We start from the raw sequence: 25,886 nt of genomic DNA, 5'->3' as shown, positions 1-25,886 counted from the left end.
TGGCAGGACGTCCGCCCGGAAGGGGACACATACGCAGGAGGCCGGCGCCGCTGGAGTGCCGTCGGCCATTGGCGCACGCGGCCATCGCCGGGACATCCCCGGGCGCCCGCACCGCGCCCACGCGTGCGGACAATGGCAGCTCGTCGCAGCGGTGACAGGGACCGTGTCCCGCGCGACCAGGAGGCACGATGGACGATCAACGTACGGTCGCCCCGGCTTGCAGGAACATCGCCACGGAGATGGGATGGGTACTGCTGGCGGGTCTTGCGCTGGTGATCACGATGGCGCTGTGCCGTCCGCCGGAAGCGGATGCGCTGCGGGTCGGTGGCCACGTCCGGCCCCCGGACACTGGCCAGCCCGCTGCCGATGAGGCGGTGCTGGGCCTGGCCCCGGGCCGCCCGTCGCCGGTCACCACCCTGTGGCTGGACAGCGAGGATCCGCCGGTCGTCAAAGGCACCGACTGGGTGGATTCGGTCCAGCTGGTCGGCGAGGAAGCAGCCGCGCCCGCGCCGCATTTCGAGATCCCGCTGCTGGTCGAGCAGCAGACGTCCGATATCCAGGTGCCGCTGGCCGGACAGGCCGGGCTGCTGATGCTGTTGCGTGCCGGCACGCTCAAGCCCGCCTCGGCGGCCGAGCTGGATGCGTGGATGCGCCGCTACGTGGCCGCGGGCGAGGACGCGCCTGAACTGATGGACCGTCGCCTGCGCGCGCTGCCGGTCTACACCATCCAGGGCGAGATGCAGTTCCCGGCCGACCTCAACGACGACCACGCCGCGGCCTTCATCCTCGACGCGCGCGTGCCGTACCCGCGAGGCTCGCCCGGGCAGTCGCTGATCCTGGACATGTCCACTGGCACCTGCCTGGGCACGCCCTGCCTGGCGCAGCGGGACTGATCCCGGCGCCAGGCTTGCCAGCGGCCAAACGCGCCGCCGGACCCGTGCCGGTCGGCACATGAGGCCGCCGCGCCCGCAGCCGTAACGTCGCGCCACCTTCCCGAGGGTGACGCCCATGCCTGTCCTGCCGCTGTTCCTGGCCGCCGCCGTCGCCGGCGCGCCGTCCGGGCCCGCTGTCGATCCGGCCACCCGCGCCGCGATCGAGGCCACCTGCTTCGACTACCTCGATGGCCAGCTGGAAGGCGATCCGGCTCGGGTCGCCCGCGCGCTGCATCCGGACCTGGCCAAGCGCCGCGTGCTCGGCGCCACCGCCGACGAGACCCTGGGCCTGCGCCGCATGGGCCGCGACGAGCTGGTCGAGCTCACCCGCCAGGGCGTGCTGAAGATGCCCAGGGAGCAGTGGGACCGCTCCTGCACCGTGCTCGACGTCGCCGGCGAGGCCGCGATCGTGCGCGCCGAGACGCCTTGGTTCGTGGACTTCTTCCACATGGGCCGCTTCGGCGAGCGCTGGATCATCGTCAACGCGCTGTGGCATTCGAAGGCGCGGTGAGGCGGGCTCACGTCATCTCGCCGTCACCCACTTCCTCCGCTTCGGGCACCGCGGTGGCGAGCCGGTGGTAGCCGATTCTGCCCAGGATCGAGACCGAGGGCATGGCCCGCGCCAGAACCCGCGCGAAGCGGAAGCTGGTGAGCGCGGCGACATCGCCGGTGGTCGACATGCGCACCAGGCGCGCACGACCGAGGACGTCGCCGCGGTATTGCTTGGCCACCGAATACCCGTTGGCCAGCCATGCGTTGCGGCCCATCGCGACCAGACCCCCGGCGCCAACCGCGAGTCCGTCGACGGTGAACAGGTACATGCGGAGTTCGTGCGCCGCGCGCAGCCGCGCCGTGCTGCGCTCGAAACGCTCGAGTGCCATCCATGGGCTGCCGGCCACGTAGGTACGGCACCACAGCGCCGCGTCGTCGGTCTCCACGCAGGCGAACCGCTGTCCGCCTGCCTCGATGGCACCCGCGCACGCATCGGCAGGGACATGGATGACGGCGCAGTCATGATCCGGAGTGCCAGCAGGGCAGTAACGGACCAGGTAGCCGTCGCGGCCAATCCCCGCGTAATGCGCGCGCAGGCGCTCCAGTAACGCGACCTCGTAGCGGAAGTCCCGTTGCAGCGGATAGAACGCGTTGAGGTAAAAGCTGTCCTCCTGCGTACTGCCAAGCAGCACGCCGCCGCGGTTGAAGTCCCGGTCGCTGTCGGCACCAAGGCCCAGCAGGCCAACCTGGAACCGGACCACATCCATCAGTTCCATCTGCGTTCCCTCGCGCGGAAGATCGCGGAGGGTAATGGACGCGAGCGCAGGCATGCACCTGGGTCCCGATGTGCGGTCTAGTCCTCGATCGGGTCGGCCCGATCGCCCAGCGTGGCGATGAACTCGCGCATCTGCGCGATGCGCTCGGGCGTGTGGCCGATCCAGCCGCGCACCTCGGCGACCACGCGCAGCGGATGCGCGCAGCGGTACGAGCGGGTCGGGTTGCCGGGATAGCGGGTATTGGTGAGGTTGGGATCGTCCTCCAGCGAGCCGGTGGGCTGGACGATGTAGATGCGTCCGGGACCTTCGCCCACCGCCAGCTCGGCGGCCCAGATCGCCGGCTCCAGCAGTTCGGACAGGTAGACATAGCGCGAGTGCCTGCGCCTGCCGTAGTTGGAGGGATGGCCTGGCACGATGCTGTCGCCGGGAACCAGGTCGGCGCGGGTGCCGTGGTAGTGGATCGTCATCGGTTGCATGGCCTGCTCCACGAAGCTGCCGTATCGGCAGGCCGGCGATCCTGCACCCTCGGCACGGCGTTGCCGCAAGTCCCCGGTGGGCGTATAACTTGGATGTGGGAGGCGCAGCGCGCCTCCCTTTTTCATGCATGTTTTCCACCGCATTTTCTGCTTTTTCGGGAGGCTGCCTGGGAACCGGAATCGCCGTGTGCATTGGTGTCGCTTGCTTCGGCGGCCTTCTCCCCAACCAATCTCCTGGGGAAGAGGGTCGAAGAGAGCTTCGGCTGCCCGCATGAGTCGATACGAACAAGACGCGCGAAGCTCCGGCAGGTCCGCTGCGTCGCCACGTCGTCCCATGCGCCTGTGCGCTGGTTCCGTCGTCGCATCGGGCGCTCCGTCGCACAGAGGTAGTCACTTCCCCGCGCGGGTGCGAGCCTGTGGTCCCCTTGGCAAAGGTGAGTGCGACGATGAAGCGCATCTCCCCGCAATGGATCCTCCTGGCAATGCTGCTGGCATGGGCCATGTCGGCCGCGGCGGCCGAAGGCGACTGCAGGACCGGCAGCTGGCGTCTCCAGGATGGCCGCGTGCTCGATATCGCGCCCGGCGCGGAAGGGCAGTTGCGCTGGCGCCTGCCGGATGGCCGCACCGGCGCGCTCACGCGCACGGCCGAAGGCGGCTGGGCCAGCACGCTTGGCTGGACCGGGCGGGCCGACGGGCACGCGGTCGCTTTCGACGGATGCCGTGGCGTGCGCTTCGATGGCATCAACGGCACGCGCCTGCCGCTGCAGCAGGTGGATACCCGGTTCCAGGCCAGTGGCGTGGAACTGGCCGGCCGGCTGACCATGCCGCCCGGCGACGGCCAGGTCCCGGTGGTCGTGCTGGTGCACGGCGCCGAACACCATTCCGCGCTGCAGGCCTACTCGCTGCAACGCGAGTTCGCCGCCGCCGGAATCGGCGTGTTCGCCTACGACAAGCGCGGCACCGGCGCATCGGAAGGCCGCTACACCCAGGACTACCTGACGCTTGCGGTCGATGCGATCCACGCCATGCGCGAGGCGAGGCGCCTGGCCGGCGACCGCGCTGCCCGCATTGGCTACCAGGGCGGCAGCCAGGGCGGCTGGGTCGCGCCGCTGGCCGCGCGCATCGTGCCGGTGGACTTCGTGGTGGTCAGCTTCGGCCTGGCGGTGTCGCCGCTGGAAGAGGACCGCGAGGCGATTGCCGCCGATATCGCCCGCGCCGGGTTCGATGCCGATGCACTTGCCGGGGCAATGGAGATCGCGGATGCCACGGCCACCCTGATCGACAGCGGTTTCACCGACGGCTACGAGGAGCTGGCCGCGGTGAAGGCGAAGCATGGTGGCGCGCCCTGGTATCCGGTGGTGCGTGGCAACTTCACCGGCTACCTGCTGGCCAGCGACGAGGCCACCATCCGTCGCGATGCGCCTGGGCTGGTGCGTGGTGTCCCGGCCCACTACGACCCCATGCCGGTGCTGGAAACGCTGGACGTCCCGCAGCTGTGGCTGCTTGGCGGCGAGGACCGCGATGCCCCGCCGGGCGAGACGCTGCGGCGTCTGGCCGCCTTGCAGCACGCGGGCAGGCCGATCACCACCGCGGTTTTCCCGAAGGCCGAGCACGGGATGTACGAGTTCGAGGTCGACCCGCAGGGCGAACGCCTGTCGACCCGGCAACCGGATGGCTACCTGCGGCTGATGGTCGACTTCATCCACGGGCGTGCATTGCAACCCGCCTACGGCGATGCGGTTCCGGCAACCACGCCCTGAATGCTGCGCGTCATCCGCTGCCCGGGACAGTGAACCCCGGCACAGCATCGCTCGCGCTGTGCGGACAGCTTTCCCGGGTGCGGGTCTTCCACGCACGGAGGAACCATGACCATCGAATGGACCCAGTCCACCGAGGGCATCGACTGGGACGAGCTGTCGGAGCTGTACCGCATCGCGCCGCTGGGCAACAAGAGCGCGGACTGGCTGCGCACCACCTACGGCAACAGCATGTTCAAGTGCCTGGCGCTGGAGGAGGGGCGGATCGTCGCCGCCGGCCGTGCCGTCGCGGACGGCGCGGACTGTTCCTACCTGTGCGACATCGTGGTCCATCCACGGCGCCAGGGCACGGGGCTGGGCGGGGAATTGCTGCGGCGGCTGATCGGGCTGTCGCGCGGCCACCGCAAGATCATCCTGTACGCGGTGCCCGGGCGCGAAGCCTTCTACGCGAAGCATGGCTTCCGCCGCATGACCACGGCGATGGCGATATTCGCCGACCCGCAGCGCGCCGTGGCGGATGGGTATATCGAGGAGGCGTGAGCCGTAGGGGCTGCGCTAGGCTGCGTGTGGCGGCGTTGGGCCGCATCGGGGGAGACAGGGATGTTGCGAACCGCCTTGCTGCTTGCGCTACTGCCGATGCCGGCCATTGCCGACGACACCGCAGCCGCCGTGCCGGAAGCGCGCCATGCAGGCCTGGAATTCCTGTGGCAACTCCCGGCTCCGGATTCGATCGCGCGCCAGCCCACCCTGGGTTTCGTTGCCGACGGCAAACGTGCGCATGCGGTGTGCGTGTTCGCCTTGCCGCCCGATGCCAGGCCGAAGGGGCTGATACTCGAAGGGGCCGATCCCACGGGCAAGGTCGTGGTGCGCCGGGAAGAGCCGGATTTCGACGGTGAGAAGCGCTGCTACACGGTTGCGCTCGGCGATGGCGAACCCGGGCGCTGGACCTGGCGGGCGTACCTGGACGGCAAGCCGGAAGCGCTGGGCGAAGGCCATATCGAAGTGGCGCGGACGCTGGAGGAAGCGCCGTTCTACCGGCCTTCGTCGGTGCCCTATGTCCTCGGGCGGCCCAACTACGATCCGTCGATTCCACCGGACGAGTTCATCGGCCGCCTGGTCTGGCTGATCCATGTCGATCCGGCCGGCAAGGTCACGGACGTGGAGGTCGAGGTCGCCGAGGGCGTTGGCGAGCGCATGCGTGAGCGCGCGATCGCGGCGGGCTACCTGTCGCTGTTCCCGCCGGATCCTGGGCGGGCGGCGGGCTTTACCTATCGGCGGGAGTTGGAGTTCCGGCCGGATTGAGGAGACGTCGCGGCGGCCAGTCCGGCCCACCGGTACTTTCCAGTCCGGCGCTAACATTCCTCCAGGTCGTTTGCCGAACGGAGGCGTACATGGAATTGCGCGAGACCATCTGGCAAGGGGTGAGGATCGAACTGGCGGCGGTGGCGGGGGTCATGCTCTGCGCGCTGAAGTTCTCGCCGGACACCGCGCCGCGGATGCTGCTGGCCTACCTGGTCGGCGTCGCGGCGATGACCGTGGTCGTCGTGGTGACGCGCAGGCGTGGCGACCACGCGTTCCTGGGTCCGCATCGCGGCAGCCGTGGCGTGCGCATCGGCATGGCGCTGGCGCCGGCCGCGTTGCTGCTGGTCCTGCTGGCGCTGGGGGTGGATTACCCGGCCTACGCCTGGGTCGTGGGCGCGTGCGGCCTGTGGCTCGGACAGCGCGTGGGCTGGCTGCTGAAGAACGCCGGTCGCGATCCGGGCCAGTCGCCGGGCTGAGCAGGCGGGCGCGGCGCCGCTAGACTGTGCGGCCCCGTGGCGCGCCCACGCATACAACAAGGATTCCCCCGATGGCATTCACCACCACCGCCTCCGGCCTGCAGTACGAGGACACCGTCGTCGGCAACGGCCCCGAGGCGGCGCCCGGCCGCAACGTGACCGTGCACTACACCGGCTGGCTCTACCAGGACGGGCAGCAGGGCGCGAAGTTCGATTCCTCGAAGGATCGCGACGAGCCCTTCATCTTCCCGCTGGGTGCCGGCATGGTCATCAAGGGCTGGGACGAGGGCGTGGCCGGGATGAAGGTCGGCGGCACCCGCGTGCTGGTCATCCCGCCGGACCTGGGCTATGGCGCGCGCGGTGCCGGTGGCGTGATCCCGCCCAACGCGACCCTGAAGTTCGAGGTCGAGCTGCTCGGCAACTGAGCGGCGACGCCGGCAGGCCCTGCGCCTGCCGGTGTGCTCCATCCATGGCCGGCGCGCAGCGGTGATGCGCGCTACCCTTGCGCGGCCACGCCGGGGATACGCCATGAGTCGATACCGCCTTGCCGTCCGCACCTGCCTGCTGGCGCTGCTAGCCTTCGCGGCCACGGCCGCCGCCGGGACCGCGCCGCGCCGCTACGAGCTGACCGCCGATTCGCAGCGTCACGCCGGCGTGCCCCAGGGCCGGCTGGAAGGTCCGTTCGAGTTCCACAGCCGGGTCATCCCGGGCACGGTGCGCCGCTACTGGGTGCATGTGCCGGCGCGTTACGACGGCAGCCAGCCGGCGAACCTGCTGGTGTTCCATGACGGCCATCGCGCGACCAATCCGGAGGGCTCGCTGCGCGTGCCGGACGTGCTCGACAACCTGGTCCAGCGCGGCGACATCCCGCCGACCATCGGCGTGTTCGTGACCCCGGGCCATCGCGCCGCGCACTGGCCGGATTCCATCGGCCATGCCAACCCGGACCATCGCGCCGAGGAATACGACGCGCTCGACGACACCTATACGCGCATGCTGGTCGACGAGCTGCTGCCGCTGGTCGAGCGCCAGTACCGCATCAGCAGCAATCCGGCGCGGCGCGCGATCGGCGGCACCAGCAGCGGGGCGATCGCCGCGTTCACCGTGGCCTGGCACCGGCCGCAGGCCTTCGGCAACGTGATCAGCTTCATCGGCAGCTATGTCTCCATCGGCTACCAGCCGGCGATGGAGGCAAGCGCACTGGTGCCCGGTGGCGACCTCTACCCCACGCTGATCCGCAAGAGTCCCGTGCGTCCGCTGCGCATCTTCCTGCAGGACGGGCGCAACGACCTGGACAACGAGCACGGCAACTGGTTCCTCGCCAACCAGCAGATGCTCGCCGCGCTGCAGTGGGCCAACGCCGAGGCCGACCGCAATGGCAGCACCGGCCCGCGTTACGAAGTCGCCCATGTGTGGGGCGAGGGCGGGCACTCGGATGACCACGGCGGTCGCCTGCTGCCGGACGTACTGCGCTGGTTGTGGCAGCCGGCTGCGCCAGCACCCGCTGGCGATTGAGGCAGGCGCCGCGGCATCTTCGTCGGCCGCGGATGCTGGCCTGCAGCAAGGGTCCGTCCGCAACGGCTACGTGTAGCGACCATGCGGCGGCGTGCTGTGCCGTTCGCGTCCGCATGCGGATTCGCACGCGCAGGCGGGTTTTCCAAGCACACCCATGCGTATGGATCGGGCGTGCGTGGAATCCGGTCGAATGGCGCGTGCACTTCGGTTTTTACAGCGTAAAGTGGGCGCGCCGGGGCGCTCCCCGGCGGGTTCCTGCGCAGGCATGCACGTGCGCGTGTGATGCGCAGGGAGAACGGCCAGGCGTGGTCCGGAAAGGTGGGATGGACACGGAATGGCCACCCGGCGCGATGCAGCGCCACCCATGATGGAGGGAACCATGAAGACCCGAGCCTTTTTCCTGGTTGCAGTCCTGGTGCTGCTGCCGTCGGCCGCATTCGCACAGGCCAATCCGCTGAAGGAACTGGTGGCTGTGCGCGGCTCCGCGTCGCTCACCTACGAACGCGCCGTCGGCAAGCGCGCAGGCTTCGTCGAACTCAACGAGCACGCGCCGCAATCCGGCATTGCGGTGTCGGTCGTTGACGATGGCGGCACCGGCCATGGCGACAAGGTCGCCGCCGCCTACCTGGAAGGCCTGCGCAAGGTGCTGCCCAAGGCCGACCTGCAGAGCGCGTGGCCGGCGGGCGGGACGCCGCGTTACCAGGCCCGGATCGGCATTTCCTCCGAGGAGGGGCGGATGGGCGAGGACAGCAAGCTGATCGTGGGTGCGATGGGGACGACCTGCCAGGAGCAGGAAGGCATGCTCAAGTGCGAGGAGGCCGACAATGCCCCCAATGCCCTGGGCCGCTCCAAGGGCACGTGGATCAATCCCAAGGTCACGGTGATGGTTCGCCTGTACCGCGCCGATCCCGACAACCCCTCGGCGGAACCCTCCGTGCTGTCGGAGGACGTGTATTCGGTGTCCTACGTGCAGACCGAGTGCAAGGATCCCGGGGCGGCCGCGGCCACGGTCGCGCGCCTGGTGGGCGAACAGACGCTCCTCGGGCGCGCGGTCAACGTCGACTTCCCGACCAGTCCCCGCGCGCTGAACTGCAACCCGCGCTGATCGACCCGGCTGGCCCGTCCCGCTCCGCGTGGCGGGCCAGCTGCTCCAGGGCAACGAGCCGTCGCTTCACGCGCGCAAGCCTCGCCGGCTGCAAAGGTCGGTGCATGGAATCCAGTGCCCTTTACCTCGTATTCGTCGAACCCGACGCTGGGCGGATCGACCTGCCCGGCATCCGTCGGCTCGGCAGCGGCCTCTACCTGGCCGCGACCCCGCGCACGCGCTCGCAGCTGTACCACGCGGTGAAGCGCCGGACCGTGCCGCGACGGCTGCTGGTTGCGCCGCTGGCCGATGCGCCGAAGTTCAAGGGCATGGAACCGGGCGCGCTGGCCTGGCTGCGGGCTGGAGGCGGGCGAGCGGATTCCCGGCGCGGACGATTCGCCCCTGCTGGAAGCGCCGCCAGTCAGCGCTGCAGCGAGGCCTGCAGGGCGGAAGCCAGCGCGGCGTCGCCGCTGACCAGGTCGGTCCAGGCCAGCTCCAGTCCCTTGCGCTTGCCCTTGGGCACCAGCTTCAGGCCCTCGGGGCTGATGGTGAGGGTGTACAGGTCGTCGCCAATGGCCAGTTCGCGACGGATGGGCTTGTCCAGTGGGGTCATGCGCGGTTGCTCCTGACGGACGGTACCCAGCATGGCTGGCCGGAGGTTGCGCTGGCGTGGAAGACTGGGGGCCGGTCCCGCCTGCACGAAACGAAGCATGGAAGCGGAACACGACCCCTATCAGGCACCTGCGGCCACAGCCCAGGTACTGGAACCGCGCGATCGGGTGTCCACCTGGCTGCGACTGGCGGTGGGGTGCTATGTGGCGGCCGTCGTTCTGCAGTGGCCGGGATGGGTGGTCAGGATCGCGCGCGCGCCAGATGACCAGTGGCTGGCGCAGGTGGTCGGGACCGCCATCGCGCTGGTGATCCTGGGTGTATTCGTGACCTGCATGGTCAGGTGGCTGCGGCGGGGGAGCTGGCGCGCCCGGCGCTGGGTCGTGCTGTGGGCGGTCGTGGAGGGGGGCGACCTGGTCTACATCCTGTGGCCGCCGTTGGCGCCGGTCCTGACCTGGCCCTTGAACTGCCCGCATCCCTGGTCCGGATCGCCGCCGGAGCGTTCCTGGTGCTGCCGGGGGTGGGAGCACGGTTTCCGATCCCGGCAGATCCGCGCAGCTGACGCCCCCCATGCCCGGGAGTATCCTCCCGCCAAGGGAGCCACGGACCGGCCCGGTCCGCGGGCATTCGCAGGACGGTGGCATGCAGCCACTACATGACAGGGGGTTACACATGCTGGACAAGGCAAAGACGCGCCTGCTGGGCGTGGCGCTGGTGCTGGCCTCGCCGCTGCTGGCGGGCGAGGCTTCGGCCGAGCGCATCAGCGGCAAGGAGGCACTGGCGGTGATGCGGGCGATGGACCTGCAGCCGCAGCTGGGCACCGACGCGGTGGGCGATCCGCAGATCCAGTTCGTCATCGACGGCCTGCACGCGCAGTTGAACTTCTACGACTGCAAGAAGCAGGACGGCCGCTGCGGATCGCTGCAGCTGGAAACCGCGGTGGACCTGGAGAACGGCACCACCTACCGCGTGGCCAATGCCTTCAACAAGCAGTACCGCTACGTCCGCATGCACCTGGACGACGAGATGGACCCGTACGTGCAGTACGACTTCGAGGTCCTGCACACCGACGCCAGGACCCATCTTGAAAGCCAGATCGAGATGTTCGGCAAGCTGCTCGCCAGCTTCACCGAGGCGGTCGGCTACTACTGAGCCGGCAGCCGGCATCCGTCGCGCCTGCTTCCTGCGGGCGCGGCGGTGCTGGCCGCCAGGCGATCCGTCGCACCGGCAAGCGGGGCGGCGTTCCCGCGGGATGCGGCGTCCCGCCACGCACGAGGCGCATCCAGGGCATCGCGGACTCCCGGTGAAGTTTCCCGGACCCGGCGTCGCTTCCGCACTGGCTTCCGGACGCACAGTAGCTCCACCGGCAGCACACCGCGCCGGACTCCCCATCCCCTGGAGCACTGTCATGAACACCAACGTTTCCGCGTCGCGCACCGCCAGCTACGTGACCACCGCCGATGGCGTGCAGCTGTACTACAAGGACTGGGGCCCCAAGGACGGCCCGGTCGTCACCTTCAGCCATGGCTGGCCGCTGGGCTCGGACAGCTGGGAAGCGCAGATGCTGTTCCTGGCCGACCACGGCTACCGCGTCGTGGCCCACGACCGCCGCGGCCACGGCCGTTCCAGCCAGCCCTGGGACGGCAACGACATGGACCACTACGCCGACGACCTGGCCGCGGTGATCGAGGCGCTGGACCTGCGCGAGGCCACCCTGGTCGGCTTCTCCACCGGCGGCGGCGAGGTGGCGCGCTACATCGGCCGCCACGGCACCTCGCGGGTCAGGGCCGCGGTGCTGGTCTCCTCGGTGCCGCCGCTGATGCTGAAGACCGAAGACAACCCGGGCGGCCTGCCGCTGGAGGTGTTCGACGGCCTGCGCAAGGCCTCGATCGACAACCGCTCGCAGCTGTACCTGGACATCGCTTCCGGTCCCTTCTTCGGCTTCAACCGGTCCGGTGCGACGCCGAACCAGGGCCTGGTCCAGTCGTTCTGGGCGCAGGGCATGCAGGGCGGGCACAAGAACACCTACGACTCGATCGCCGCGTTCTCGGCCACCGACTTCCGCGGTGACCTGGCGAAGTTCGACGTGCCGACCCTGGTGATCCACGGCGACGACGACCAGATCGTGCCGATCGACAGCTCCGGCCGCGCTTCGGCGGCGCTGGTGGAGGGCGCGGAGCTGATCGTCTACCCGGGTGGTCCGCACGGCATCACCGACACCCACAAGGACCGGCTCAACCAGGACCTGCTGGACTTCCTGCGCCGCTGAGGCCGCGGGCATCGCGACGCGCAACGGGCGGCCCTGCCGCCCGTTGCCATGTCCGGCACGGGCGGAGCCATCCACCGTTCAAGCCATCGCTGCTAGGGTGTGGTGCATGCCGACCACACACGGCGCCCTGGAAGACCGTCCCATGCGCATCCACCTGTTGACCGCCTGCCTTGGCCTGGCCCTCGTGGCCACCGCTCCGCGCGCCATGGCCGACGAGCCGCCGGCGATGGAGGCTGGCAGCGCGCAGGCGGTGGGCGAGGGTGACGAACGCACCGCGCTGGACCTGTCCTTGCCGCAGTCCGAGCGCGCCGGCTACCGCAACGATCCGCCTGGCACCTGGTATGGCGATACCTCGGGCGTACCGGCCGACAGCGGCAACCTGCTGGCAAAGCGGCGCCACGCCTGCCCGACCGCGCCCGACGGCAAGGAAACCGACATCACCGGCGAGTTCGAGGCCGGGATCGGCTATGCGAAGCGCGGTGGCAACCTCAACTGGCAGGCGGCCACGGTCAACTACTGCAAGGAATACGCGACCGAGGACGGCGGCTCCGGCACGGTCAACCTGCAGCTCAACGTCGGCAACTACGACGGTCCGGCGATGCCCTACGGGCCGGTGTTCGGGCCGCTGCCGCCCGGCCACCATGCTCCGGGCTGGGGCCCGTACGGCGAAAGCTACCGGCCGGCCCCCGGTCCCCGCCCCGGCGGCAGGCGCTGAGGCACCCGGTCATCCCCTGCGGCTCCGGCCGGGACCGTCTCGCCTTCCGTCCATCGGCTTGGCCATCGGGCGGGTTTGACCTGCAGCCGGTTCCGGGCCACCTTGCCGCGGCGCGCTCCGCGCCGATCCCGGGATTCCGCATGGCCAGGCCTCGCCTCTTCCGTCCGCGCTCCGCCGCGATCCATTTCCTTGCAGGACTCGCGCTTGTCGCGTCGGCAACGGCCTGGGCCGGTCCCGCCGGACTGGGCTGGTCGCCGGTGGCTGCCGGCGGGGGTGCCCCAACCGCGCGCCATGAGAACGCCTTCGTCGCGGTGGACGGCAGGCTGTACCTGCTGGGCGGCCGCGACCAGCGTCCGCTGGACATCTTCGATCCTGCGACCGGCCGCTGGCAGCAGGGCGCCGCGCCGCCGCTGGAGATCCACCACTTCCAGGCGGTCGCGCACGAGGGTCGCCTGTACGTGCTGGGCGCGTTCACCGGCGGCTTCCCGGAAGAGCAGCCGCTGGCCCACGTGCTGGTCTACGACCCGGCGACCGACCGCTGGAGCCAGGGCGCGGAAGTCCCGGCGCAGCGCCGTCGTGGCGCGGCGGGCGTGGTGTCGCACGGCGGACGGATCTACCTGGTCGGTGGCAACACCCGCGGCCACATGAGCGGCTACGTGCCGTGGCTGGATGCGTTCGATCCGGCCACCGGGCAATGGGAGCAGCTGGCCGACGCGCCGCATGCGCGCGACCACTTCCACGCCGCGGTGCTCGATGGCCGGCTGTATGCCGCCGGCGGTCGCCGCACCTCGCACGACACCGGCGACACCCTGTCGCTGACCATCCCGCAGGTGGACGTGTACGACTTCGCCGCCGCGCGCTGGACCACCCTGGACGCGCCGCTGCCGACCCCGCGAGCCGGTGCCGGTGCGGTGGCGCTGGATGGTTCACTGCTGGTGATGGGGGGCGAGAGTGCGCGCCAGGTGCCGGCGCATTCGGAGGTCGAAGCCTACGACCCGGCCAGTGGCCAGTGGATCACGCTGGCGCCGCTGCCGCGCGGGCGCCATGGCACCCAGGCCACGGTGCTGGAAGGCGCGGTGCACGTGGCCGCCGGCAGCGGCGACCGCGGTGGTGGCCCGGAACTGGACGACCATCTGCGCCTGTCACCCTGAATACGCAGGCGCCGATCGCTGTGTGCAGTGCAGCGTGGCGGGGCCCCGGCACGCGGGTATAAGGGTTGCCGGCCGGAACGTCACACCCGGCCGCGCGGCCGGGCAAGGGGAAGGTCGCGACGCAGCATCCCGTCGCCCGCCACGCGGGCCCGTCCAGATCGAAAGGGAGCTTCCATGTCGTTGACGCCTGTCTTCGTGTTCCTCGCCATCGGCCTTGCCGCCATCGTCGGCCTCGGTACCTACGCCCTGCGTCGCGAGCGCAGCCGCTGATCCACGCGCCCCCGGTGGGCGCGTTGTCCCATGAAGCCTGGTTCCCGCCGCCGCACGCCTTGCGTGCAGCGGATGAAGGCGCGCATGCGCGGTTCACCGCCCGTGGACGAGCGCTGGCCAAGCATGGGTTCCCCGCCGGGCATGGTGCCTGGCCTACGAGGAGCCAGCCCATGCTGTCGACCATCACCCAGGACGCCGCCGCGACCGGCATGGACGCGCTCATGATCGCGGGCGCCATCTTCGCCCTGATCCTGACCATCCTCTGGATCCTGGTGCCGTTCGCGGTGTTCGGGATCAAGCCGCTGCTGCGCCAGCTGATCGCCGAACAGCGCCGCACCAACGATCTGCTGACCACGCCACCGGTCGCTGCCGTGCCTGCGGCCACCACGGTGCGCACCGATGTCCCGGGTGATCCGGTGTACGTGCGCCGCGACCTGCCCTGAGTCCTCCAGGCCGGGCGTCTTCACCCCGGCCTTGAACGGTTAAGCGGGCATCTCCCCGCGTCTCACCAGCTGAGACGGCCACCATCCACGGTGGCCGCATGGAGCTGACCGACAAGCTCGCGGTCCTCGCCGACGCGGCCAAGTACGACGCATCCTGCGCCTCCAGCGGTGCGGGCCGGCGTGACTCGCGTGGCGGCAAGGGCGTGGGCAGCACCGAGGGCATGGGCATCTGCCACTCGTACACGCCGGATGGCCGCTGCGTGTCGCTGCTCAAGATCCTGTTGACCAACTTCTGCATCTACGACTGCGCGTACTGCATCAACCGCGCCAGCAGCAACGTACGCCGCGCGCGGTTCGCCACCGAAGAGGTGGTGAAGCTGACCCTGGACTTCTACAAGCGCAACTACATCGAGGGGCTGTTCCTCTCCAGCGGCATCATCCGCAATGGCGACTACACCATGGAGCAGCTGGTGGAGGTGGCGCGCAGCCTGCGCGAGGACCACCATTTCGCCGGCTACATCCACCTCAAGACCATTCCCGAGGCCTCGCCGGAACTGCTGGAGAAGGCCGGCCGCTATGCCGACCGCCTGAGCATCAACGTCGAGCTGCCCACGGCCGAGGGCCTGGCCCAGCTGGCACCGGAGAAGCGCGCCGATGGCATCCGCGACGCGATGGGCGAGCTGCGCTGGCGGATCGACGAGAACACCGAGGCGCGCAAGGCCGCGCGGGTGGTGAAGACCGGGTCGCGCCGGCGCCTGCCGCGGTTCGCGCCGGCCGGGCAGAGCACGCAGATGATCGTGGGCGCCGATGGCGCGGACGATGCAGTGATCCTGCGCACCAGCAGCGCGCTGTATGGCGACTTCCGCATGCGCCGGGTCTACTACTCGGCCTTCAGCCCGATTCCCGACGCCTCGGCCCAGCTGCCGCCGCGCGCGCCGCCGCTGCAGCGCGAGCACCGCCTGTACCAGGCCGACTGGCTGCTGCGCTTCTACGGCTTTGGCGTGGAGGAGATCGTGCCGGAGAGCCCCAGGCCCGGCGGCGGCATGCTCGACCTGGACATCGATCCCAAGCTGGCCTGGGCGCTGCGCCATCCCCAGCATTTCCCGGTGGACCTCAACACCGCGCCGCGCGAGATGCTGCTGCGCGTGCCCGGCCTGGGCGCGCGCAACGTGGACAGGCTGGTGAGCGCGCGCCGCCACGGCCGGCTGCGGCTGGAGGACCTGGGTCGCCTGCGTGCGCCGCTGAAGAAGCTGCTGCCGTTCGTGAGCGTGCTGGACCACCATCCGCGCGCACGCCTGGACGATCCGGCGCGGCTGCGCGCGCAGCTGGCACCGCAACCTCGCCAGGCCGACCTGTTCGGGTGAGCGGTTTCCGCGCCAACGTCGATCCAGGCTGGGACGTGGTGGCCTGGCGCGCGGCCGCGCGCCGCGCCTGGGCGGCCGGACTGGCGCCGGAGCAGGTCGACTGGAACGGCGATGCCCAAGGCGGGCTGCTGCCGTGGCCCGGACTGGATGAGGCGCCAGCGGCCGAGGTGGTGGCACCGCTGACGGTGCCGCCGGCGTTCCTGGACCTGGCCGCGCGCGTTCTGTGCCACCGCGATCCGCAGCGGCATGCGCTGCTGTACCGGATGCTGTGGCGGATCGGTCGCGGCGAACGCCACCTGCTCGAGCGCAGCACCGATGCCGACGTGGTCCGCGCCCGGGTGCTGGAGAAGTCGGTGCGCCGCGACACCCACAAGATGAAGGCCTTCGTGCGCTTCCGCGCGGTGCCGGGCGAGGAGGAGACCTACATCGCCTGGTTCGAGCCGGAGCACTGCATCGTCGACCGGGTCGCGCCGTTCTTCGCCCGCCGCTTCGCCGGCATGCGCTGGACCATCGTCACCCCGTACCGCAGCGCGCGCTGGGACGGCGAACAGCTGTGGGCCGGTCCCGGCGGACTGCGCGCCGAGGTGCCGGCCGCGGATGCGCACGACGGCCTGTGGCGCACCTACTACGCCAACATCTTCAATCCGGCGCGGCTCAACACGCGGATGATGCGCCAGGAGATGCCGCAGAAATACTGGCACCTGCTGCCCGAGACCCACCTGCTGCCGGACCTGGTGCGCAACGCGGGCACGCGCGTGCGGGAGATGGCCGAGCGCCAGCCGCAGCCACCGCGCCGGCGCATCCCGCGGCGCCCGGCGGAGGCCGACTAGCCAGGCATCACTCGGCGGGCGTGCCCTCGGCGTGGGGCGACCAGCGGAAGGCGAGCACGCGGTCGCTGCGCAGCAGCGGTATCACCAGCAGCTGCTTCTCCGGCACGTACAGGTGGTCGGCGTTGCCGCGCTCCAGCGTCAGCAGCGGCGTGGTGCTGCCGTTGGCGGCCACGTGCAGCAGTTGGCCCGGGGTGAAGTCGGTGATGGTCCAGCCGCCGTGGCCGTCCGGCTCGATGCCGTCGATATGGCCGATCGGCGCGGTGCCGATGCGGCCGGCGCTGCCATCGGCCAGCTCGTAGGTGCTCAGGTGGCCGCGCTCGCCGGTGGCCGGGACTTCCCAGCTGCCGGCCAGCAGGCGGGTGCCGTCGGCGCGCAGGCCGTTGAAGTGGCCGGTGTGCTCCACGTCCACCTCGACCCAGGGGGCGAAGCCTTCGGCCGAAAGCCGGTAGATCGTGCCGAGCCGGCGGCTGTAGACGTAGATGTTGCCGGCGTCGTCGGCGGTGCAGTCGTTGAACTGGCCCGGCCCGCCATCGGCCGGCTGGTGGCGGGCGACGATGGCACCGGCCTCCAGGTCGATCTCCACCAGCGCATCGTCGTCGCCCACGTACAGCCGGCCATTGGCCAGGGCCAGGCCCTTCGGGTTGTGCAGGCCTTCGACCCACTTGAGGTCGAGGATCCTGCCTTCGCCGTCGAGGCGGCTGATGAAGCCGTCGCCCGGGGTCGCGTCATCGCCGGTGCTGGCCATGTTGGACACGTAGAGCCGGTCGCGCGTTGCGTCGTACACGACCGACTCCGGCCCGGCGAAGCCCTTGGTCTGCCACAACAGGGCCGGCTCCGGCAGCGCCAGCTCCGCAGGCGCCTGGGCCAGCAGCGGCAGCGGGGCGAGCGGCAGCAGGAACGCGCACAGGCGCAGCAGGTTCCGGGACATACGGACGGGCATGGGGACGGCCTCCTGGAGCGACCGCCGGAGCATACCCCGGAGTGTCGCAGAGGCGCGTGCAGCTGCGGCTAGACTTGCGGCGAAGGCGCGGGAGGGCCGTGGCCTGTAGCTGGAGAGGGGAAAGAATGCACGCAAGCAGGATCTGCCTGGCCTTGTGCCTGGCATCGCTGGCGCTGCCACTGGCGGCGAAGCAGAAGTTCACCTGGCCGGAGGGCCGCAAGGCCGCGGTGAGCCTGGCCTACGACGACGCGCTGGACTCGCAGCTGGACAACGCGGTCCCGGCGCTGCAGAAGCATGGGCTCAAGGGCACCTTCTACATCGTGCCGGCGCGCGAGTCGGTGCGGACGCGGATGGAGGAGTGGCGCGCGGTGGCGCGCATGGGCCACGAGCTGGGCAACCACAGCATCATCCATCCCTGCTCGGCGCATGGGCCGGGACGCGAGTTCGTGCCACCGCACCAGGACCTGGACCGCCTCAGCGTGGCCCAGATGAAGGAGCAGGTGGAGGTCGCCGACGTATTCCTGCAGGCGCTGGACGGCTACACCGGTCCGCGTACCTACACCGCGCCGTGCGGCGACCGCAACGCGTCCGACGGCGACTACATCAAGGCCGTCGCCGACCGTTTCGCCGGCATCAAGATGGTCGGCGGCGACGTGGTCCCGGACATGCATGCGCTGGATCCGGCCGCGGTGCCGGCGGCCGTGCCCACCGAGGTCACCGGCAAGCAGCTGATCGCGCTGGTCGAGCAGGCCGGGCGCAAGGGCACGATGGTCGGTTTCACCTTCCACGGCGTGGGCGGCGACTACCTGTCGGTGTCCAAGGAAGCGCACGAGGAACTGCTCGCCTTCCTGGCCGCCAACCGCGACAAGTATTGGACCACCACCTTCCTCGAGCAGATGCAGTGGGTGCGCAAGCAGCAGGAAGTGCAGGGGAACAAGAAGGGGCGTTGAGCCTGCAAGCCCCTCCCCCGGTGGGGGAGGGGCTTGGGCAGAGGAAGTATCAGGCCCGGGACTTGCCCGGCCGCGCAGGCTTGGCCTTGCCCGCCGGTGCCTTGCGCGCACGCGGCGCACTCTTGCTGGCACGTGCACGCGGTGCGGCCGGCGTGCCACCCGCTGGACTGGCCTTGGGAGGCGCGGGTGGGACATGGCCGGGGAAACCGGGCACCAGCCCGGGCGGGAACGCGTCCCAGCCTTGGAACAGCGCGCCCCACATCGGGTTGTCGACCGGGAAGCCGAGACCGGCCTCGTCCAGCGCGGCGGCGGTGTCGCGACGCCAGTCGCGCATCGCATCCTGCAGGCCACGGGCGAAGGCGGCCTGTACCGCCACCGAGACCTGGGCGGCTGCCTGCTGGTCGCCGAAGCGCTGCTGCAGCTGGCGCCAGAACGCATCCACCGGCAGCGATGCCAGCTTCTGCCAGTCCTGCCGGCCCAGGGCTTCGAGTCCGGCATTGCCTTCGAGCACGCCTTCCTCGACCAGGCGCTGGCCGAACCCCAGCCACTGCCGGCTGCTGTCCTGCAGCAGGTCGGCGATGCGCGCCTGCAGTTCGAGGTTGGCCTGGTAGAGCGCCTGCGGAAGAGCGGTCTGGCCTTTCATTGGGATCCTCCCTGATGGGCGGCGCGGGGCCGCTTGCCTGCTTGTGCCTGCTGGCGCGGTCGCCCGCGCTCAGCCCTCGAAGCGGATGCGGACCGAAGCATCACTGCGCTCGGCCGGGCCGTGGTACACGGCCTCGATGTTGTTGCCGTCCGGATCCAGCACGAAGGCCGCGTAGTAGTCCGGGTGGTAGGGACGCAGGGCGGGGGCGCCGTTGTCACGGCCACCGGCGGCGAGCGCGGCGGCATGGAAGGCGTCGACCATGGCGCGGTCACGGCCCTGGAAGGCCAGGTGGTGGCGGCCGGTGGGTTCGCCGGCGGCCGCCTCGCTGTCGATGCTGGACACGAACAGTTCGTCGATCCAGAAATATCCCGCGCCACTGCCACCGACCGGGATGCCCAGCACTCCGGCGATGGCTGTATAGAACCGCTTGCTGGCGTCGAGGTCACGGACCACCAGCTGGACGTGGTCGATCAGGCGCCCACGGTGAAGCTCCATCGTCTCCATGGCGTTCCTCCTGGCAGCGGCCGGGGTCGCAGGTGGAGCGAGGGTAACGGGCGAAGAGTTAGGTTCCGGTCAGCGCCGCGGACGGTCCGGCGGGAGGCGCTCGTAGTCCTCCGGGACGGCATGGTTGCGCTCCGGGTCGGTGTCGGGCATGTCCGGCCCCTTGTGGTGCGCCTCGTCGTTGGCGTACTTGTCCGGGGTATGGGGCTTGTCCTGGTCCGCGGCTGGGCGCTTGTCGCGGGTGCTGTGGGTCTCGGGCGGGCTGCTGGGACGGGTCATGTCTGCCTCCGTGCGGCCGCGCGCCCGTGCGGGGACGCGCGGCCTGGCGAATCAGTTGCCGACGGTGTCGGTGGGGTTCGGGGACTTCGGATTGGTGGTCGGGACCGGGTGCGCCTTGCCGCGCGCATCCTTCTTCTCGCCCGGGACCATTCCGCGCTCCTTGCCGACCTCCAGTTCCTCGTCGGTGACGTAGCCGTCGGCGTTGACGTCGTACTTGGCGAAGTCGTCGGCGGTCTTCTGCCCGCTGGCGGTGAACTCGGCCAGGCTCAGGCGGCCATCGCCATCGACGTCCAGCTTCTGCACCTTGGCGGTGCTGCTGGGCTTGTGCGGATTGTCGGCGGCGGTGTCGCCGGCCATTGCGCTGCCGCAGGCGAAGCTGCCGGCCAGGACCAGGGCGAACATCGGGGTGGTCTTGTTCATCGGGTTTCCTCCTCGGGGTGGGGGCACAGTGGCCGTGCCCGCCATCTGCGCATGCCGGGCGTAAGGGCAGCGGCAAGGGCAGGGCGAGGAAGCGTGAAACGGGTGCCGCGGTTCAGGAGGCGAGGGCAAGCGTGGCCACGTCCACCGTTGCGCCGGAAGCTTCGGTTCCAGCCACGCCCAGCGACCACACTTCCATCCCCTCCGGCTCGCACAGGCCGAAGGTGCAGCTGGTGGCCACGTCGGCGGCATCGCGTCCGCGTGCGACCGGCACGCGCTCGGGGCAGGCCGCGCCGCCACGCGGGTCGAAAGCCTGCCAGCGGCCATCGACCCAGGCCTCGATCCAGGCGGCGAAGCGCGGTTCCGGATGCAGGCCACCGGCGGTGGCCGGCGGGTAGCCGGTGCAGTAGCGGGCGGCGATGCCGACGCCGCGGCACAGGGCGATGGCGGCATGGGCGAAGTCGCGGGACAGGCCGCGGCCTTCCTGCAGCGCACGCAGGGCGGTGCGGTTGAAGTCGGTGCTGTCCGGGTCGTACTCGATCGCGCGTGCGACATGGGCGCAGATCGCCTGCACCCTGGTGCGGTCGGAAGGCAGGTCGGCGAAGCGCAGCTGCGCGTAGCGCGCCAGCGGCCGCACCTCGCAGTGGCGGCTGGGCTGGAGGAACTGTCGGTCCTCCTGCGGCAGCGGACCGCGCGGACCCTCATGCACCAGCCCGCCCGTCCCGACTTCGCGCACCAGCACGTCACCGCGCAGCACCAGCAGGCCGGCGGGGGCCAGCAGGCGGGTGCAGGTGTTGCCGAAGCGGTCGCGGTAGCGATGCAGCGGCACCTGCGGCGAGGTCCATACCGCCGGCCCGGAAAGCAGGCGCAGGGCGTGGCTGTCGTGCACGTCCAGCATCGCCACCATGGGCGTGGGCTGGTCGAAGCGGTAGGCGATCTGGAAACCCAGCCGGAAAGGCATCGGCGTGGCCCGTGGGGGTGGGGGATGCGGTGATTGGGCCGTGGCGGCGTGCAAGGCAGCGTGAACGCTTCCGCATTCGTGGGCGACGGCCGCTTCACCGCGCCCCGGCCAAGGTCGGCGCGAGCCACCGCCACCAGAAATTGCGATTCGGCCGCGGGTTCCGCGTGCTTTTCGACCACCGCCGGGTACAGGCGGCGCAGATGGTGCTGGAGCCGGGTGCCAGCGAGGGTGGCGAGGGGAATCGCCACCGCAGCGCCGACCAGTGGCTTTACGTGGTGTCGGGCACCGGCGAGGCGGTGGTGGGCGGCAAGCGCCAGCGGCTGGGTCCGGGCAGCCTGCTGCTGATCGAACGTGGCGAGGAGCATGGGATCCGCAACACCGGCCGCACCGCGCTGAAGACGGTGAACTTCTACACGCCGCCGGCGTACACCCCCGACGGCGACGAGCGCCCGGCCGGGCGCCCGCGCTGAGGCTCAGTGCACCGCGACCACGCGGTTGCGGCCGTCCTGCTTGGCCCGGTACATGGCGCGGTCGGCGCGGTTGAGCAGGTGGTCGCGGTCCTCGCCGAGCTGGCGCACGGCCACACCGGCGCTGAAGCGCACCTCGATGCGGCGGCCTTCGTGCAGCAGCGGCCGCGCGGCCAGCGCGCGCTGCTGCAGCTGCAGCAGGGCGGCGGCCTGCTCGAGGGTGGAGCGCGGCATCAGCACCACGAATTCCTCGCCGCCGAAGCGGGCGAGCACGTCGTCCTTGCGCAGGCGCTCGCGCAGCACCTCGACCACGTGGCGCAGGGCGGCATCGCCGCCGGCGTGGCCATGTGTGCCGTTGAGCTTGCGGAACTCGTCCAGGTCCAGCACCGCCACCGCCAGCGGCCAGCCCTCGCGCTCGGCCTGGTCCAGCAGGCGTGGATAGAGCTCCTCCAGACCGCGGCGGTTGAGCGCGCCGGTGAGCGGATCGCTGCTGGCCAGCTCGCCAATGTCGCGCAACCTGGACTCCAGCTCGCGCACCCGCGCCTCGGCCGCCTCCACGTCCGCGCGCGCGGCCTGCAGCTGCTCGTGCGAGCGCAGCGCCTGGGCCTGCAGCCGGCGGGTGTCGTCGAGCACGTCCTCCAGGCGGTGGCCGAGGTCGGCGATGGTGCGGGCCTCGCTGATGGCGGCCATGTGCGCCTGCAGGCGGTCCTGGAACTCGCCGGTGTGGGCGGCCATGCCGTCCAGGCCCTCGACGAAGGAGGCCATCATCACCCGCATGGCGTCCTTGGTCTGGTCGATGCCCTTGCGCAGCAGGCCCTGCTGGTAGGCCAGCTCGCGCAGGCCCTGGCGGGTGGCCTCCATGGCCTGGGCGTCGGGCCTGCCGGACAGCAGGCCGCGTACCGCGGCGACCTGGCCGCGCAGCCAGCTGCCGTCCTCCAGCAGCTCGAACAGGTTCTCCAGCAGCAGGTCGAACAGCTCCAGCAGCAGCTCCTGCTGCTCGGCGGCCTCGCCGGCGTGGACCCCGACCTGGTGGCAGAGCTCGCGCACCCGCGCCGCCAGCGGCGACAGGTCCGCGCCCGGCGACCAGCGCCTGAGGTCGGCCGCCAGGGCGGTGGATTCGTCGGCCAGGGACGGCAGCGGCCGCAGCAGCGAGGCCAGGGCCACGCCCACCGCCTGCCGCAGCAGGTCCCGCAGCTGTTCGGCTTCCACAGCCGAGGGCGCGTCCAGGGCCGCGGCGAAGTCGCGCAGGTACTTGTCCAGGAACTGGCGCAGCACGCGTGCCGCGGTCGCCCAGTCGGCGGCATCCGTGGCCGAGGCCAGGCGCCGGCCGAGGTCGCCCAGTTCGCCCGGCAGGGTGGCCATGCCATGGGCGAACACGGGCAGCACGCTGCCCGCGTCGGGAACGGCGGCGGCGCCGGGGGCGGTGCGCGGGACGGCTTGGCCGCCTGCGGCACCACGTTCTCGGAAGGACATGCGCATGGCTCTCGGGCGTCGGGCCCGGTTGGGGTAACGCCTCGTTAGCGGCCCGGCCCGGCCCGGATTTAGCCCGGCGACCGGCGCGGGACGGAGCTTTCCACGGAGGCCGGGCTCCGGCTGTGCGAGGCTGGAGTCCTTACCCACGGCATGGAGGACCCATGGATATCGGCATGGTCGGACTGGGCAGGATGGGCGGAAACATGGCGCTGCGGCTGGCCCGCGGCGGCCACCGGGTGGTCGGGTTCGACCGCGCCGGGGCGCGCGGCGAGGTCGCGGAACTGGAGACGGTGCAGTCGCTGCCGGAACTGGTCGCGGCGCTGCCGGTGCCGCGCGTGGTCTGGCTGATGGTCCCGGCCGGCGCGCCGGTGGACCTCACCCTGGACCAGCTGCTGCCGCTGCTGCAGCCCGGCGACGTGGTGGTGGACGGCGGCAACTCCAACTACCACGACAGCGAGCGCCGCGCCGCGCGCTGCAGCGACGCCGGCGTGCATTTCCTGGACTGCGGCACCAGTGGCGGCGTCTGGGGCCTGCAGGAGGGCTACAGCCTGATGATCGGCGGCGAGGCCGGGGCGGTGGCACTGCTGCGCCCGGTGTTCGAGACGCTGGCGCCCGCGCCGGACCGCGGCTGGGGCCATGTCGGCCCGAGCGGCGCCGGCCACTTCACCAAGATGGTCCACAACGGCATCGAGTACGGGATGATGCAGGCCTACGCCGAAGGCTTCGCGATCATGCAGCGCAAGGAAGCCATGGCCCTGGACCTGGCCCAGGTGGCGAAGATCTGGCAGCACGGCAGCGTGGTCCGCTCCTGGCTGCTGGACCTGGCCGCCGACGCGCTGGAGCAGAACCCCACGCTCGAAGGCATCGCCCCGTACGTGTCGGATTCGGGCGAGGGGCGCTGGACCGTGGCCGAGGCGATCGAGCTGGACGTGTCGGCGCCGGTGATCACCCTGTCGCTGCTGGAGCGGCTGCGTTCGCGCGAGAAGGATTCCTACGCCGACAAGATGCTGGCCGCGCTGCGCCAGGGTTTCGGCGGGCACGGCATCCGCCCGGGCTGAGCCGCGCTCAGCCTGCCCAGTCGAAGTCGACCTCGCGGCGCTCCGCGGCGCTGCGCTGGCCGGCCTCGATCAGCGCCATCGCCAGCAGCGCGCTGTCCGCGGTGACCGGAGGCTGGCGGCCGTGCAGGATCGCGTCGCGCACGCCGGCGTAATAGGCCGGCCAGTTGCCATCCAGTACCGGCGCGGCCGGATCCGCGGCCACCGCGCCATCGGTGCCGACGCGCAGCAGGGTCCCGGGTCGCGGATCGCGGCCCCACGCTCCGTCGCCCGGGCGCTGGCCGGCGCGCAGCGCGTCCTCCTGCGGGTCCAGCCCGTGCTTGAACCAGCTGCCGCCGCTGCCATGCACGGCGAAGCGCAGGCCGGCACCGGGTACCAGCGAGCCGGCGTGCAGCAGCACCCGCAGGCGCGGGTAGCGCAGCTGCACGTGGAAGTAGTCCACCGCGGTGGCGCCGTCGCGCTGCATGCCCAGGTCGGCGCTGACCGCCAGGGGCGGACCGAACAGCTGCAGCGCCTGGTCGGCCAGGTGCGGGCCGAGGTCGTACCACAGCCCGCCGCCGGGGCCGGCACGGTCGCGCCAGCGGTCGGGCACCTGCGGGCGGAAGCGGTCGAAGTGCGAGTGCAGCTCGGCCACCTCGCCCAGCGCACCGGACCCGAGCAGGGCACGCAGGGTAAGGAAGTCCGCATCCCAGCGGCGGTTGTGGAACACCGAAAGCACCTTGCCGGCCTGGCGCGCGGCTTCGGCCACTTCGCGTGCCTCGCCAAGGTGCAGGGCGAAGGGCTTGTCCACCACCACGTGCTTGCCGGCCTGCAACGCGGCGCGCGCGATCGGCGCATGGCTGTCGTTGGGCGTGGCCACCACCACCAGGTCGATCGACCCGTCTTCGAGCACCTCGCCGACATCGGCGCAGATGCGCACGCCGGGATGGTCGGCGGCGATCTCGCCGGAGCGGCTGGACACGATGCTGTGCAGGCGCAGCCCCGGCGTCGAGTCCACAAGTGGTGCGTGGAACACGCGTCCTGCCAGGCCGTAACCGACCACGGCGACGTTCAACTGTTTGGATGACATGCGGCTTTCCTGAAGCAGACAGTTGGTGATTGGACCGCCGGCAGCATCCCATCGCAAGCCGTTGAGGCCGGTGAACCAATCACGAACCCGTTGCGCCGCGTACACCGGTGATGAACGGTGCGCTGGCGGAGACTGGCGCCCCGATCACCAAGGAGGTCCACCATGCGCAAGAACGCTTCCATCCTCGCCGCCACCCTCGCCGCCGTGCTGTTCTCCGGCGCCGCCATGGCCCAGGACAACGATCCGTCCAAGAAGCCGGCCGCCGATGCCGATTCCAACCAGCCGGTGACCGATACCTGGATCACCACCAAGGTGAAGTCCAGCCTGCTGGCCGACAGCGACGTGTCCGGCACCAAGATCGAGGTCGACACCGTCGACGGCGTGGTCTTCCTGACCGGCAACGTCGACAGCCAGGCCCAGGTCAACGAGGCCAAGCGCATCGCCTCGGAAATCGACGGCGTCGGCAAGGTCGACACCAGCCGCCTGAAGGTCGGCAAGTAAGTCCTGTCCATACCGAAGTCCTCTACCTCTCCAGGTATTAAGCGGCACCGACTGGTTGCCGCAGCGGCGCGGAGCCTCGGGCTCCGCGCCTTTTCTTTTGGGTGCCATCCGTGAGGGGCGTCAACGGCGCCGGCGGCCCGCTCCGCTAGAATCGCGCCACCCCCGCAGC

Annotated in this window: 30 protein-coding genes and 1 pseudogene; 20 read left to right on the top strand and 11 right to left on the bottom strand. The window is 70.9% G+C overall.

Annotated features, from left to right (window positions below; genetic code table 11):
- Nucleotides 1-188 precede the first annotated feature (188 nt).
- Together PSESU_RS13010 and PSESU_RS13005 are read left to right on the top strand one after the other, a co-directional pair.
- Nucleotides 189-893: a hypothetical protein gene (locus PSESU_RS13010; protein ID WP_013536251.1), complete on the top strand. Its 705-nt coding sequence runs from the start codon at nucleotides 189-191 to the stop codon at nucleotides 891-893.
- A gap of 115 nt (nucleotides 894-1,008) precedes the next feature.
- Nucleotides 1,009-1,443, top strand: coding sequence for a nuclear transport factor 2 family protein (locus tag PSESU_RS13005; protein WP_013536250.1), 435 nt, complete (start codon nucleotides 1,009-1,011; stop codon nucleotides 1,441-1,443).
- Nucleotides 1,444-1,450: 7 nt separating this feature from the next.
- Here the strand turns inward: PSESU_RS13005 and PSESU_RS13000 are convergent, their stop codons facing one another.
- On the bottom strand, nucleotides 1,451-2,200 hold the full coding sequence (locus PSESU_RS13000) for a hypothetical protein (protein WP_013536249.1): 750 nt from the start codon (nucleotides 2,198-2,200) through the stop codon (nucleotides 1,451-1,453).
- Between the two features lie 77 nt (nucleotides 2,201-2,277).
- Nucleotides 2,278-2,676, bottom strand: a complete 399-nt coding sequence (arr, locus tag PSESU_RS12995) for an NAD(+)--rifampin ADP-ribosyltransferase (protein WP_013536248.1) — start codon at nucleotides 2,674-2,676, stop codon at nucleotides 2,278-2,280.
- 446 nt (nucleotides 2,677-3,122) lie between these two features.
- Here arr and PSESU_RS12990 point away from each other — a divergent pair, with 446 nt between their 5' ends.
- The 7 genes from PSESU_RS12990 (at nucleotide 3,123) to PSESU_RS12960 (ending at nucleotide 8,831) form a co-directional block, all read left to right on the top strand.
- The gene (locus tag PSESU_RS12990; RefSeq protein WP_013536247.1) at nucleotides 3,123-4,436 is read left to right on the top strand and encodes an alpha/beta hydrolase family protein; all 1,314 of its coding nucleotides are present in this window, start codon (nucleotides 3,123-3,125) and stop codon (nucleotides 4,434-4,436) included.
- A gap of 105 nt (nucleotides 4,437-4,541) precedes the next feature.
- Complete coding sequence (locus PSESU_RS12985) at nucleotides 4,542-4,973, top strand: GNAT family N-acetyltransferase (RefSeq protein ID WP_013536246.1); 432 nt, start codon at nucleotides 4,542-4,544, stop codon at nucleotides 4,971-4,973.
- Nucleotides 4,974-5,033: 60 nt separating this feature from the next.
- On the top strand, nucleotides 5,034-5,735 hold the full coding sequence (locus PSESU_RS12980; protein ID WP_013536245.1) for a hypothetical protein: 702 nt from the start codon (nucleotides 5,034-5,036) through the stop codon (nucleotides 5,733-5,735).
- A gap of 89 nt (nucleotides 5,736-5,824) precedes the next feature.
- On the top strand, nucleotides 5,825-6,211 hold the full coding sequence (locus PSESU_RS12975) for a hypothetical protein (RefSeq protein ID WP_013536244.1): 387 nt from the start codon (nucleotides 5,825-5,827) through the stop codon (nucleotides 6,209-6,211).
- Nucleotides 6,212-6,282: 71 nt separating this feature from the next.
- A complete protein-coding gene (locus PSESU_RS12970; RefSeq protein WP_013536243.1) occupies nucleotides 6,283-6,636 on the top strand; it encodes an FKBP-type peptidyl-prolyl cis-trans isomerase in 354 nt (117 codons plus the stop codon).
- A 103-nt stretch (nucleotides 6,637-6,739) separates the two neighbouring features.
- Nucleotides 6,740-7,726 (top strand): alpha/beta hydrolase, encoded by a 987-nt coding sequence (locus tag PSESU_RS12965; RefSeq protein WP_013536242.1) that lies wholly within the window; start codon nucleotides 6,740-6,742, stop codon nucleotides 7,724-7,726.
- A gap of 334 nt (nucleotides 7,727-8,060) precedes the next feature.
- Nucleotides 8,061-8,831, top strand: coding sequence for a hypothetical protein (locus tag PSESU_RS12960; protein WP_233275225.1), 771 nt, complete (start codon nucleotides 8,061-8,063; stop codon nucleotides 8,829-8,831).
- Between the two features lie 400 nt (nucleotides 8,832-9,231).
- Here PSESU_RS12960 and PSESU_RS12955 read toward each other — a convergent pair whose 3' ends face one another.
- Nucleotides 9,232-9,423: a hypothetical protein gene (locus tag PSESU_RS12955; RefSeq protein ID WP_013536240.1), complete on the bottom strand. Its 192-nt coding sequence runs from the start codon at nucleotides 9,421-9,423 to the stop codon at nucleotides 9,232-9,234.
- A 668-nt stretch (nucleotides 9,424-10,091) separates the two neighbouring features.
- On the opposite strand from PSESU_RS12955, the gene PSESU_RS12950 reads away from it, so the two are divergent.
- From PSESU_RS12950 to PSESU_RS12920, 7 genes and pseudogenes are all read left to right on the top strand, one after another.
- Entirely contained in the window at nucleotides 10,092-10,571 is a 480-nt protein-coding gene (locus PSESU_RS12950; RefSeq protein ID WP_013536239.1) for a YbjN domain-containing protein, read from the top strand.
- Nucleotides 10,572-10,827: 256 nt separating this feature from the next.
- On the top strand, nucleotides 10,828-11,688 hold the full coding sequence (locus PSESU_RS12945) for an alpha/beta fold hydrolase (RefSeq protein WP_013536238.1): 861 nt from the start codon (nucleotides 10,828-10,830) through the stop codon (nucleotides 11,686-11,688).
- Nucleotides 11,689-11,794: 106 nt separating this feature from the next.
- The gene (locus PSESU_RS12940) at nucleotides 11,795-12,403 is read left to right on the top strand and encodes a hypothetical protein (protein WP_013536237.1); all 609 of its coding nucleotides are present in this window, start codon (nucleotides 11,795-11,797) and stop codon (nucleotides 12,401-12,403) included.
- Nucleotides 12,404-12,543: 140 nt separating this feature from the next.
- Entirely contained in the window at nucleotides 12,544-13,554 is a 1,011-nt protein-coding gene (locus PSESU_RS12935) for a Kelch repeat-containing protein (protein ID WP_013536236.1), read from the top strand.
- 440 nt (nucleotides 13,555-13,994) lie between these two features.
- Nucleotides 13,995-14,267: a hypothetical protein gene (locus PSESU_RS12930; RefSeq protein WP_013536234.1), complete on the top strand. Its 273-nt coding sequence runs from the start codon at nucleotides 13,995-13,997 to the stop codon at nucleotides 14,265-14,267.
- A 98-nt stretch (nucleotides 14,268-14,365) separates the two neighbouring features.
- Complete coding sequence (locus PSESU_RS12925; protein WP_013536233.1) at nucleotides 14,366-15,631, top strand: putative DNA modification/repair radical SAM protein; 1,266 nt, start codon at nucleotides 14,366-14,368, stop codon at nucleotides 15,629-15,631.
- A pseudogene (locus PSESU_RS12920) lies at nucleotides 15,628-16,449 on the top strand (TIGR03915 family putative DNA repair protein); the annotation flags it as partial. The gene PSESU_RS12925 and the pseudogene PSESU_RS12920, both read left to right, overlap by 4 nt.
- Before the next feature lie 19 nt (nucleotides 16,450-16,468).
- Here PSESU_RS12920 and PSESU_RS12915 read toward each other — a convergent pair.
- Nucleotides 16,469-17,401, bottom strand: coding sequence for an SMP-30/gluconolactonase/LRE family protein (locus tag PSESU_RS12915; protein ID WP_013536231.1), 933 nt, complete (start codon nucleotides 17,399-17,401; stop codon nucleotides 16,469-16,471).
- Nucleotides 17,402-17,526: 125 nt separating this feature from the next.
- Here PSESU_RS12915 and PSESU_RS12910 point away from each other — a divergent pair, with 125 nt between their 5' ends.
- The gene (locus tag PSESU_RS12910; protein WP_013536230.1) at nucleotides 17,527-18,351 is read left to right on the top strand and encodes a polysaccharide deacetylase family protein; all 825 of its coding nucleotides are present in this window, start codon (nucleotides 17,527-17,529) and stop codon (nucleotides 18,349-18,351) included.
- A gap of 49 nt (nucleotides 18,352-18,400) precedes the next feature.
- Here the strand turns inward: PSESU_RS12910 and PSESU_RS12905 are convergent, their stop codons facing one another.
- The 5 genes from PSESU_RS12905 to PSESU_RS12885 form a co-directional block, all read right to left on the bottom strand.
- Nucleotides 18,401-18,994 (bottom strand): hypothetical protein, encoded by a 594-nt coding sequence (locus PSESU_RS12905; RefSeq protein ID WP_013536229.1) that lies wholly within the window; start codon nucleotides 18,992-18,994, stop codon nucleotides 18,401-18,403.
- A 69-nt stretch (nucleotides 18,995-19,063) separates the two neighbouring features.
- The gene (locus PSESU_RS12900; RefSeq protein WP_013536228.1) at nucleotides 19,064-19,498 is read right to left on the bottom strand and encodes a VOC family protein; all 435 of its coding nucleotides are present in this window, start codon (nucleotides 19,496-19,498) and stop codon (nucleotides 19,064-19,066) included.
- Nucleotides 19,499-19,567: 69 nt separating this feature from the next.
- On the bottom strand, nucleotides 19,568-19,774 hold the full coding sequence (locus PSESU_RS12895) for a hypothetical protein (RefSeq protein ID WP_013536227.1): 207 nt from the start codon (nucleotides 19,772-19,774) through the stop codon (nucleotides 19,568-19,570).
- A 51-nt stretch (nucleotides 19,775-19,825) separates the two neighbouring features.
- Nucleotides 19,826-20,194: a hypothetical protein gene (locus PSESU_RS12890; RefSeq protein WP_013536226.1), complete on the bottom strand. Its 369-nt coding sequence runs from the start codon at nucleotides 20,192-20,194 to the stop codon at nucleotides 19,826-19,828.
- Nucleotides 20,195-20,306: 112 nt separating this feature from the next.
- Nucleotides 20,307-21,152: a transglutaminase-like domain-containing protein gene (locus PSESU_RS12885; protein WP_013536225.1), complete on the bottom strand. Its 846-nt coding sequence runs from the start codon at nucleotides 21,150-21,152 to the stop codon at nucleotides 20,307-20,309.
- A gap of 200 nt (nucleotides 21,153-21,352) precedes the next feature.
- On the opposite strand from PSESU_RS12885, the gene PSESU_RS12880 reads away from it, so the two are divergent.
- Complete coding sequence (locus PSESU_RS12880; RefSeq protein WP_081459343.1) at nucleotides 21,353-21,622, top strand: cupin domain-containing protein; 270 nt, start codon at nucleotides 21,353-21,355, stop codon at nucleotides 21,620-21,622.
- A gap of 3 nt (nucleotides 21,623-21,625) precedes the next feature.
- Here PSESU_RS12880 and PSESU_RS12875 read toward each other — a convergent pair whose 3' ends face one another.
- Nucleotides 21,626-23,092 carry a GGDEF domain-containing protein gene (locus PSESU_RS12875; RefSeq protein WP_013536223.1) on the bottom strand — a complete coding sequence of 489 codons (1,467 nt, stop codon included), beginning with the start codon at nucleotides 23,090-23,092 and terminating at the stop codon, nucleotides 21,626-21,628.
- Between the two features lie 161 nt (nucleotides 23,093-23,253).
- On the opposite strand from PSESU_RS12875, the gene gnd reads away from it, so the two are divergent.
- On the top strand, nucleotides 23,254-24,150 hold the full coding sequence (gnd, locus tag PSESU_RS12870; RefSeq protein ID WP_013536222.1) for a phosphogluconate dehydrogenase (NAD(+)-dependent, decarboxylating): 897 nt from the start codon (nucleotides 23,254-23,256) through the stop codon (nucleotides 24,148-24,150).
- Nucleotides 24,151-24,157: 7 nt separating this feature from the next.
- Here gnd and PSESU_RS12865 read toward each other — a convergent pair whose 3' ends face one another.
- Nucleotides 24,158-25,216, bottom strand: coding sequence for an oxidoreductase (locus PSESU_RS12865; RefSeq protein WP_013536221.1), 1,059 nt, complete (start codon nucleotides 25,214-25,216; stop codon nucleotides 24,158-24,160).
- Nucleotides 25,217-25,378: 162 nt separating this feature from the next.
- Between PSESU_RS12865 and PSESU_RS12860 the strand changes: the two genes are divergently transcribed.
- A complete protein-coding gene (locus PSESU_RS12860) occupies nucleotides 25,379-25,717 on the top strand; it encodes a BON domain-containing protein (protein WP_013536220.1) in 339 nt (112 codons plus the stop codon).
- The last annotated feature ends 169 nt before the right edge of the window (nucleotides 25,718-25,886 follow it).

This window comes from Pseudoxanthomonas suwonensis 11-1 (assembly GCF_000185965.1).
GTDB lineage: Bacteria > Pseudomonadota > Gammaproteobacteria > Xanthomonadales > Xanthomonadaceae > Pseudoxanthomonas > Pseudoxanthomonas suwonensis_A.
The sequence above is the reverse complement of the archived record's forward strand: the minus strand, read 5'-3'. Positions and strand labels throughout refer to the sequence as shown.

Coding starts and splice junctions, on each gene's coding strand:
- PSESU_RS13010 (WP_013536251.1), top strand. CDS start 189: ATGGACGATCAACGTACGGTCGCCCCGGCTTGCAGGAACATCGCCACG.
- PSESU_RS13005 (WP_013536250.1), top strand. CDS start 1,009: ATGCCTGTCCTGCCGCTGTTCCTGGCCGCCGCCGTCGCCGGCGCGCCG.
- PSESU_RS13000 (WP_013536249.1), bottom strand. CDS start 2,200: ATGGAACTGATGGATGTGGTCCGGTTCCAGGTTGGCCTGCTGGGCCTT.
- arr (WP_013536248.1), bottom strand. CDS start 2,676: ATGCAACCGATGACGATCCACTACCACGGCACCCGCGCCGACCTGGTT.
- PSESU_RS12990 (WP_013536247.1), top strand. CDS start 3,123: ATGAAGCGCATCTCCCCGCAATGGATCCTCCTGGCAATGCTGCTGGCA.
- PSESU_RS12985 (WP_013536246.1), top strand. CDS start 4,542: ATGACCATCGAATGGACCCAGTCCACCGAGGGCATCGACTGGGACGAG.
- PSESU_RS12980 (WP_013536245.1), top strand. CDS start 5,034: ATGTTGCGAACCGCCTTGCTGCTTGCGCTACTGCCGATGCCGGCCATT.
- PSESU_RS12975 (WP_013536244.1), top strand. CDS start 5,825: ATGGAATTGCGCGAGACCATCTGGCAAGGGGTGAGGATCGAACTGGCG.
- PSESU_RS12970 (WP_013536243.1), top strand. CDS start 6,283: ATGGCATTCACCACCACCGCCTCCGGCCTGCAGTACGAGGACACCGTC.
- PSESU_RS12965 (WP_013536242.1), top strand. CDS start 6,740: ATGAGTCGATACCGCCTTGCCGTCCGCACCTGCCTGCTGGCGCTGCTA.
- PSESU_RS12960 (WP_233275225.1), top strand. CDS start 8,061: ATGGCCACCCGGCGCGATGCAGCGCCACCCATGATGGAGGGAACCATG.
- PSESU_RS12955 (WP_013536240.1), bottom strand. CDS start 9,423: ATGACCCCACTGGACAAGCCCATCCGTCGCGAACTGGCCATTGGCGAC.
- PSESU_RS12950 (WP_013536239.1), top strand. CDS start 10,092: ATGCTGGACAAGGCAAAGACGCGCCTGCTGGGCGTGGCGCTGGTGCTG.
- PSESU_RS12945 (WP_013536238.1), top strand. CDS start 10,828: ATGAACACCAACGTTTCCGCGTCGCGCACCGCCAGCTACGTGACCACC.
- PSESU_RS12940 (WP_013536237.1), top strand. CDS start 11,795: ATGCCGACCACACACGGCGCCCTGGAAGACCGTCCCATGCGCATCCAC.
- PSESU_RS12935 (WP_013536236.1), top strand. CDS start 12,544: ATGGCCAGGCCTCGCCTCTTCCGTCCGCGCTCCGCCGCGATCCATTTC.
- PSESU_RS12930 (WP_013536234.1), top strand. CDS start 13,995: ATGCTGTCGACCATCACCCAGGACGCCGCCGCGACCGGCATGGACGCG.
- PSESU_RS12925 (WP_013536233.1), top strand. CDS start 14,366: ATGGAGCTGACCGACAAGCTCGCGGTCCTCGCCGACGCGGCCAAGTAC.
- PSESU_RS12915 (WP_013536231.1), bottom strand. CDS start 17,401: ATGCCCGTCCGTATGTCCCGGAACCTGCTGCGCCTGTGCGCGTTCCTG.
- PSESU_RS12910 (WP_013536230.1), top strand. CDS start 17,527: ATGCACGCAAGCAGGATCTGCCTGGCCTTGTGCCTGGCATCGCTGGCG.
- PSESU_RS12905 (WP_013536229.1), bottom strand. CDS start 18,994: ATGAAAGGCCAGACCGCTCTTCCGCAGGCGCTCTACCAGGCCAACCTC.
- PSESU_RS12900 (WP_013536228.1), bottom strand. CDS start 19,498: ATGGAGACGATGGAGCTTCACCGTGGGCGCCTGATCGACCACGTCCAG.
- PSESU_RS12895 (WP_013536227.1), bottom strand. CDS start 19,774: ATGACCCGTCCCAGCAGCCCGCCCGAGACCCACAGCACCCGCGACAAG.
- PSESU_RS12890 (WP_013536226.1), bottom strand. CDS start 20,194: ATGAACAAGACCACCCCGATGTTCGCCCTGGTCCTGGCCGGCAGCTTC.
- PSESU_RS12885 (WP_013536225.1), bottom strand. CDS start 21,152: ATGCCTTTCCGGCTGGGTTTCCAGATCGCCTACCGCTTCGACCAGCCC.
- PSESU_RS12880 (WP_081459343.1), top strand. CDS start 21,353: ATGGTGCTGGAGCCGGGTGCCAGCGAGGGTGGCGAGGGGAATCGCCAC.
- PSESU_RS12875 (WP_013536223.1), bottom strand. CDS start 23,092: ATGTCCTTCCGAGAACGTGGTGCCGCAGGCGGCCAAGCCGTCCCGCGC.
- gnd (WP_013536222.1), top strand. CDS start 23,254: ATGGATATCGGCATGGTCGGACTGGGCAGGATGGGCGGAAACATGGCG.
- PSESU_RS12865 (WP_013536221.1), bottom strand. CDS start 25,216: ATGTCATCCAAACAGTTGAACGTCGCCGTGGTCGGTTACGGCCTGGCA.
- PSESU_RS12860 (WP_013536220.1), top strand. CDS start 25,379: ATGCGCAAGAACGCTTCCATCCTCGCCGCCACCCTCGCCGCCGTGCTG.